Source organism: Gilliamella sp. Fer4-1 (assembly GCF_001690515.1).
Lineage (GTDB): Bacteria > Pseudomonadota > Gammaproteobacteria > Enterobacterales > Orbaceae > Gilliamella > Gilliamella apicola_C.
The window spans coordinates 1-7484 of record NZ_LZGZ01000212.1 but is presented as its reverse complement, the minus strand read 5'-3'; the positions used below and the strand labels follow the sequence as shown (position 1 = coordinate 7484).

At 34.4% G+C, this 7484-nt stretch carries 3 protein-coding genes and 2 pseudogenes; all 5 read left to right on the top strand.

All coding sequences use genetic code 11. The features are described 5' to 3' along the window. Nucleotides 1-473 (top strand): DUF2867 domain-containing protein (locus A9G30_RS07725; RefSeq protein ID WP_081295757.1); only part of this gene is annotated, 473 nt, incomplete at its 5' end. A 228-nt stretch (nucleotides 474-701) separates the two neighbouring features. Next, nucleotides 702-1691 (top strand): annotated as a pseudogene (locus A9G30_RS07720) (HlyD family secretion protein). A gap of 13 nt (nucleotides 1692-1704) precedes the next feature. Continuing rightward, nucleotides 1705-4503, top strand: coding sequence for a ribosome-associated ATPase/putative transporter RbbA (gene rbbA / locus A9G30_RS07715; RefSeq protein ID WP_065588580.1), 2799 nt, complete (start codon nucleotides 1705-1707; stop codon nucleotides 4501-4503). 5 nt (nucleotides 4504-4508) lie between these two features. Next, nucleotides 4509-5644: pseudogene (locus A9G30_RS07710) on the top strand (ABC transporter permease). A gap of 974 nt (nucleotides 5645-6618) precedes the next feature. Beyond that, a partial coding sequence (locus A9G30_RS07705; protein WP_065588579.1) for an AEC family transporter occupies nucleotides 6619-7484 on the top strand: 866 nt, incomplete at its 3' end.

The window sequence follows — 7484 nt, the reverse complement described above, 5'->3', positions numbered from 1 at the left end:
GTAATGCTACTTTAATTGCAAATGAAATAGATTACTTAGATTACCAGAAAAAAGCGATTTCTAAAAATCTGACCGCATATCAAGCCTATGAAATAATGACATCTCACCAGCCTAAATGGTTAGAAATACTCTTTAGAATAAGGGATTGTTTAGTGAAAGCAGTTGGTATTAAGCCTATTAACGGTTTTAGCCGTTCTCGAAAAGAGAATCATGATTCAAATTTAAACAATATGGTTCATTTTTTTACTATTACAGAGGAAACCGACAATAAACTTACATTAGTTGTAAAAGATTCCCATTTGGATGTTTGTGTCTGCATTATTGTTATAGATGAGCACGATAATTCAAATAAAAATACATTATATTTAATTGCCTCAGTTAAAAATCATAATATTTGGGGTAAATTATATATGTTGCCAGTTTCTATTTTACATCCTTATATTGTTAAAAGATTATTTCGAAATATTAAATAATGATAGATATATCTACACCGTTACATATATAACAATATTATTGTTATTTAAGAAAATATTAAAGTATTTCACATGCTATAAATTTTTAGCTTTTATTGCGTTTGTTTTATGAACAGATTTTATTTGTTATAAACATTTGCTATTATTTAACCAATACAAGTAAATGCCCTATAACGATTTGTTACTTCGTTTAGATTTGTTATAAACCGTGTTAAAAAGGTGTTATTCATGAAACAAATAAGCAGAAAATGGGTTATTATTGCTGTTGTGGTTGTTGCTATCGTTTTTATTTTATGGCAGCAGTTAAAAACTGATGGATATGGCTCGAATTTTATTAGTGGTAATGGGCGTATTGAAGCAACGGAAATCAATATTTCAACTAAACTAGCGGGTAGAATCGAAAAAATTAACGTTGATGAAGGCGATTTTGTCAAGGTAGGACAACCACTAGTGGTTATGCAAACTGATACCTTACAAGCACAATTAAATTAAGCCCAAGCTCAACATCGACAAGCTATGAGTGATAAAGTTGTTGCTTTAGCGGCTGTTACTCAAAAAGAGAGTGATTTGGATATTGCTAATAAACATTTACAACGTACTCAAGAACTTTATCAAAAAGGGGCGATTTCGGTTCAGCAATTTGATGATGATACCGCTAAAGTCAATAGTGCAAAGGCGGTGTTAGATTCAGCTAAATCACAAGTTACCACTGCCGATGCAGCGATTGAAGTTGCGCAGGCAAATATCAATGAAATTCAAGCGAATATTAATGACAGCACCTTAATTGCTCCTGTTGATGGACGTATTCAATATCGTATTGCGCAACTGGGGGAAGTTTTACCTTCAGGTGGTAAGGTATTGAATCTTGTTAATCTGTCCGACGTTTATTTAACATTCTTTTTGCCAGAAACAGTCGCTGGTAAAGTTGGTATTGGTGACGAAGTAAGACTGGTTCTTGATGCTTTACCCGATAAAGCGATTTCAGCCAAAATATCATTTGTATCAAGTGTTGCTCAATTTACGCCAAAAACAGTTGAAACAAAAGATGAACGTCAAAAATTGATGTTTAGAGTTAAAGCACAATTAGATCCTCAATTATTAAAATGCTTTATTTCTCAAGTTAAAACGGGACTACCAGGCATTGCTTGGGTTAGGTTAGATACGAATACACCATGGACAGCCGGCTTATCTGATGTTGCAAAATGTCCAACAAAATAATTGGAGACAGCATATGTCAGATTCAGACAATAAGGATTTAGCTTTACTTAACGAAACTAAATCCCTTGATGATGCAGTAGTAAAAGTAAGTAATGTAACGCTACACTACAAAAAAAACTGTGCGCTTGATAATATTAATCTTTTGATTCCACCGCGTTGTATGGTTGGATTTATTGGCCCTGATGGTGTGGGTAAATCGAGTTTATTATCGCTCATTGCTGGTGCTCATGTTATTCAAGACGGTTCTGTTTATGTATTAGATGGTGATATGAAGGATAAATCACACCGTAAAAATGTGTGTACCCGAATTGCCTATATGCCACAAGGGTTAGGTAAAAATCTGTATCCTACATTATCAGTAGAAGAAAATTTACAATTTTTTGCTCGTTTATTTGGGAATGATGCCGCAGAGCGCAGGCGCCGTATTGATGAGTTAACCCATAGTACTGGATTATATCCTTTTTTATCAAGACCCGCAGGGCGCTTATCTGGCGGTATGAAGCAAAAAGTGAGCTTATGTTCTGCATTAATTCATGATCCTGATTTATTAATTTTGGATGAGCCTACAACAGGGGTTGATCCGCTTTCTCGAGCTCAATTTTGGCAATTGATTAATAAAATTCGTAAACAAAGGCCACAAATGAGCGTGATTGTGGCAACCGCCTATATGGATGAAGCGCAAAACTTTGATTGGTTGGTGGCAATGTATGGTGGAAAGATTCTGGAAACAGGCACACCAAAATCATTATTATCTCAAACAAATAAAGATAATTTAGATGATGCCTTTATTCAGTTAATGCCTGAAAGTGCCAAACAAGCTTATCAAGCTGTTGAAATTCCTCCTTTAGATGTTAATCAAGATTTACAAATAGCAATAGAAGCCAAAAATTTAACTAAACAATTTGGCAACTTTATTGCCGTTGATCATGTTAATTTTTCAATTAAACAAGGTGAGATATTTGGTTTTTTAGGCTCAAATGGTTGTGGTAAATCGACAACCATGAAAATGCTAACGGGATTATTGCCGATCTCATCAGGAGAGGCTTGGCTATTTGGCAAACCAATTGATGCCAGTGATATTAACGTTAGACGGCATTTAGGTTACATGTCTCAAGCTTTTTCTTTATATAATGAGTTAACCGTTGAACAAAATTTGGTATTACATGCGCGCTTGTTTGGTCTTGAGGAAAGTAAAATCCCCGCTCGAGTTGAAGAACTGCTTAAACGTTTTGGCTTAGAACAAGAGTCACAAAATCTACCCGATAGCTTACCTTTAGGGGTAAAGCAACGACTCTCATTATCAGTTGCTGTTGTACATAATCCACAGATCCTTATTCTTGATGAGCCTACATCAGGCGTTGATCCCATTGCCCGTGATGATTTTTGGCGTTTAATTATCGAGCTTTCTAGAAAAGATAAAGTCACCGTTTTTATCACAACTCACTTTATGAACGAAGCAGCTAGATGCGATAGAATTTCTTTAATGCATGCGGGTAAAGTGTTAGCGAGTGATACACCAGATAATATAATTAGCGCAAAAAAGGCTAACATATTAGAAGAAGCCTTTATTCGTTATCTTGTTGATGCTGGAGCTGATAATAGTCATAGTGAAGAACAATTGGTTGAAACGCCGAAAACAACAACTAATCATGCTACTGAAATATCAGCAAAGCAATCTTTCCAAGGATTTAGCACCAGACGTATGATAGGGTGTATATGGCGTGAAACACTAGAATTATCTCGAGATCCTTTGCGTGCTTTATTAGCTTTATTAGGTTCAGCCATTTTAATGTTGGTTATGGGATATGGCATTACCATGGATGTTGAAGACTTACGTTTTGCTGTACTTGATCGGGATCAAAGTATAATCAGTAAAAACTATACCCTTAATTTATCGGGCTCTAAACGATATTTTATTGAAAGGGAACCAATTACTGACTATAACAACATGGATGCACGATTACGCAGTAATGATATTGCTCTAGCGATTGAAATCCCACCGAATTTTGGACGAGATATACAACGAGGTGATCCCGTTGATATTGCAATTTGGATTGATGGCGCAATGCCTTTGCGCGCTGAAACCATTAAAGGCTACGTCCAAGGTATGCATCTTGCGTGGTTAAGCGAAAAAGTCAAAGAGACAACAGGGCAAGTCTCAACTAGCCTTGCAAATATAGAAGCAAGGTACCGTTATAATCCAGATGTTAAAAGTTTACCAGCAATGGTACCAGCGGTAATACCTATTTTATTATTAATGATCCCATCGATGTTAGCGGCTTTATCTGTTGTGCGTGAAAAAGAGATGGGATCGATTATCAATTTATATGTGACACCAGTAACTAAAGCTGAATTTTTATTGGGAAAACAAGTACCTTATATCATTATTTTAATGTTCAGTTTTTTATTACTACTCGTTATGGCAGTCACTATTTTTGGTGTTCCCATAAAAGGAAGCCTGTTTACTTTGTGCCTAGCAGCATTTGCTTATTGTATTATTGCAACAGGATTAGGTTTATTGGCTTCAACTGTCACCCGTAGCCAAATTGCCGTTATCTTCCTAACTTGCGTGGGAACCATGTTACCGGCAATTCAATTTTCAGGATTACTTAATCCTATCACCTCATTAGAAGGGGGTGGACGCTATATAGGTGAAGTTTACCCAACAACGCATATGCTAATTATTGCTCGTGGTGTGTTTAATAAAGCACTTAGTTTTATAGAGTTACATAATTCAATATTGGTTTTATTACTCACAATACCTATTGTGCTTGGCACAAGTATTTTTCTTCTCAAAAAGCAAGAAGGATAGATATTATGCAAAGTTTAACTAATATTTATCGTTTAGGGATTAAAGAATTATGGGGATTATTGCGTGATCCGATCATGCTATTATTGATTGCCTATTGCTTTACTTTTGATATTTATATTGCTGCAACCGCAACCTCTGATTCCCTAAATCATGCTTCTATAGCAGTGGTTGACGAAGATGATTCGCCTTTATCGAGACAAATAATTGCCGCGTTTTATCCGCCAATGTTTAATCATCCTGTTAAATTAAATTAAATTCAATGAATGAAGTCGATCATGGCATGGATACCGATAACTTTACATTTGCTTTAAATATCCCCCCTAATTTTCAGCGCGATGTGCTCAATAACCAAAGTCCAAACATTCAGCTAAATATTGATGCAACACGAATGGGACAAGCTTTTGTTGGTAATGGCTACATCACACAAATTATCACAGGTGAAGTAACCGAATATGTAAATCGTTATAGTCAAGCAACTAATTTACCCGTTAATATACAAGTGCGCACCGTTTTTAACCCTAATTTAACACGATCTTGGTTTGGTTCAGTTATGGAAATTATTAACATAGTGACCACTTTATCCATTATTTTAACAGGTGCCGCCTTAATGAAAGAGCGCGAGCATGGAACCATTGATCATCTCCTTGCCATGCCAGTGACTCCATTTGAAATTATGATATCAAAAGTATGGTCGATGGGACTTGTGGTATTAATATCAACGTGGATAGCCTTATTACTTGTGGTACATAGCTGGTTAAATGTGCCAATTGCAGGCTCGGTAACCTTATTTTTAATCGGGACAGCGCTACACTTATTTGTGACAACGTCACTAGGTATTTTCATGGCAACAGTTGCAAAATCAACAGCGCAATTTGCGATGTTACTTATTTTAATTCTGTTACCACTGCAAATGCTGTCTGGTGGTAGTACCCCGCGTGAAAGTATGCCCGAAATTGTACAAAATATTATGCTATTTGCTCCAACTACACACTTTGTTGAATTAGGGCAGGCTATTTTGTATCGCGGAGCGGGGTTAAGTGTTGTTTGGACGTCTTATGCGTGGTTATTAGCAATTGGTACAGTATTTTTTTTAATTGCGTTAAAACGTTTTCGTAACTCGATTGTGAATATGGGTTCATAAGTGAATTATAATATTTAATATCTAAAACTGTTACTATGTTGCATTTAACTTTGATTTGAAAAATAAGAAAATCTTTATCGACAAAATTAGTTAAGCTTTAAAATTATTGTTTTCACTTTTTCTTCTATATAGATTTAGTGGAAGCCATTGTGACATTCACTAAAAGCAATCTTGATAGGAGCTTATGCACAACAGTATTAAAATAAGGAGTGTCACTAATTATTGCTGAGGCATTAAAAATGATAAGTAAGTAAGATGCTTATATCGTCAAATTAGCGCAAAGTAGCATTACTCATTTTACAATAGCGAATAAATGATTTACATTATGTTAGTCATTAATTGATTTTTTCGAAACAAACTTTACCGTATATTGTTTCTTTGTTCATTGCCATTATATAAATATCAACAATAAAGCTTTACAGCAACAATTCTATATAAATAAAGTAAATCAAATTATTAACTATGATAGGCGTGTTTTTTTATAACGAATAACGCATTATAAAAAAACAGCATTTAGGTAATTTTTAGCGCAATATTAATTTTTACTATACTTTAACACTCATTTTTTATTTTTGCTTATTCCTTGTTTTTTAATGAACTAATATAAATTATTCATCAATATAAGACCTATTTGTAATGGTTTTATGGGTTTTTAGGACAGCTAGCCGAAAGGGGGGTTTACACAAGTTCGAGAAGAGTAAGTATAATGATCTGTAAGTTTATATATTTTACATTTAAATATAATTAAAGGTTGTCATATTAATCGTGTTTTTAAGCAATTATACACGGTGTGAAATAACCTATTAATAATATCCAGTTTCAAGAAAAAAATGCCGTTTTATAGGTAATAAAAAATATTTGATTTTGTTACCCAGTTATTTTGCTTCGGTTTATAAATATAATATCTAATCTGAAGTTACCGGCCAATTACCGAATTTGTATTTTAAGTAATATTATTTTAGGAGTTTTAAAAAATGAATCTAATCTGGTCTGCAGTTGGGCAAGTTGTAAGTTCGTGTCTTCCAGTTTTTTTATTAATTTTTCTTGGTTGGTTATGTGTACAACAAGGGATCTTCACAAAAGATGCTAAAAAATTATTATCAGGACTTGTCTCAAACTTTGTCTTCCCAGCGTTACTTTTTGTGCATACTTCGCATGCTAAACCTTCGCAAATATTTAATGGTATTTGGATGTTTGCGTTTTTCTGTACTATGTCATTTTTATGGATAATTTGTTTTTTAACCAATAAGTACATATTACATAAAGATTTAAAGTCAACGGCTATGAATACTATGTTGTGCTGCTTTCCAAACATGGGGGGAATGGGGGTTCCTTTCTTAACGTTGATGTTAGGTGCGGCTTCTACTATTTCAGTTGCGATTGCTAATTTTGTTGTGGCGTTATCATTGATTCCAATGACAATATTTCTGTTAGAGTTATGCGATACCAAAATGTCTGGTGGTAAGGTAACTGGTGATATGATATTTAGTGCAGTCAAAAACTCACTGATGAAGCCAATGTTTTTAGCTGTTATTTTAGGGTTAATTGTGAGCGTTACCGATGGCACAAAATGGTTACCTCATTTTGTGTTTAATACCTTTGATATTATGTCTAATGCTTGTAACTTTATTTCGCTTATTGCAGTTGGTGTTGGTATTCATGGTGTTAAATTAACATTATCTAAACCATTAATGATCAATGTGATATTAAAAAGTTTTATTACACCTGTGGTGGCGCTTATTTCTGTATATTTATTTGGTATTACCGGTATGGAAGCTGAAGAACTGGTCTTTTTATTAGCAATGCCAACGGCATCAACAGCTGTTATTTTGGCTTATAA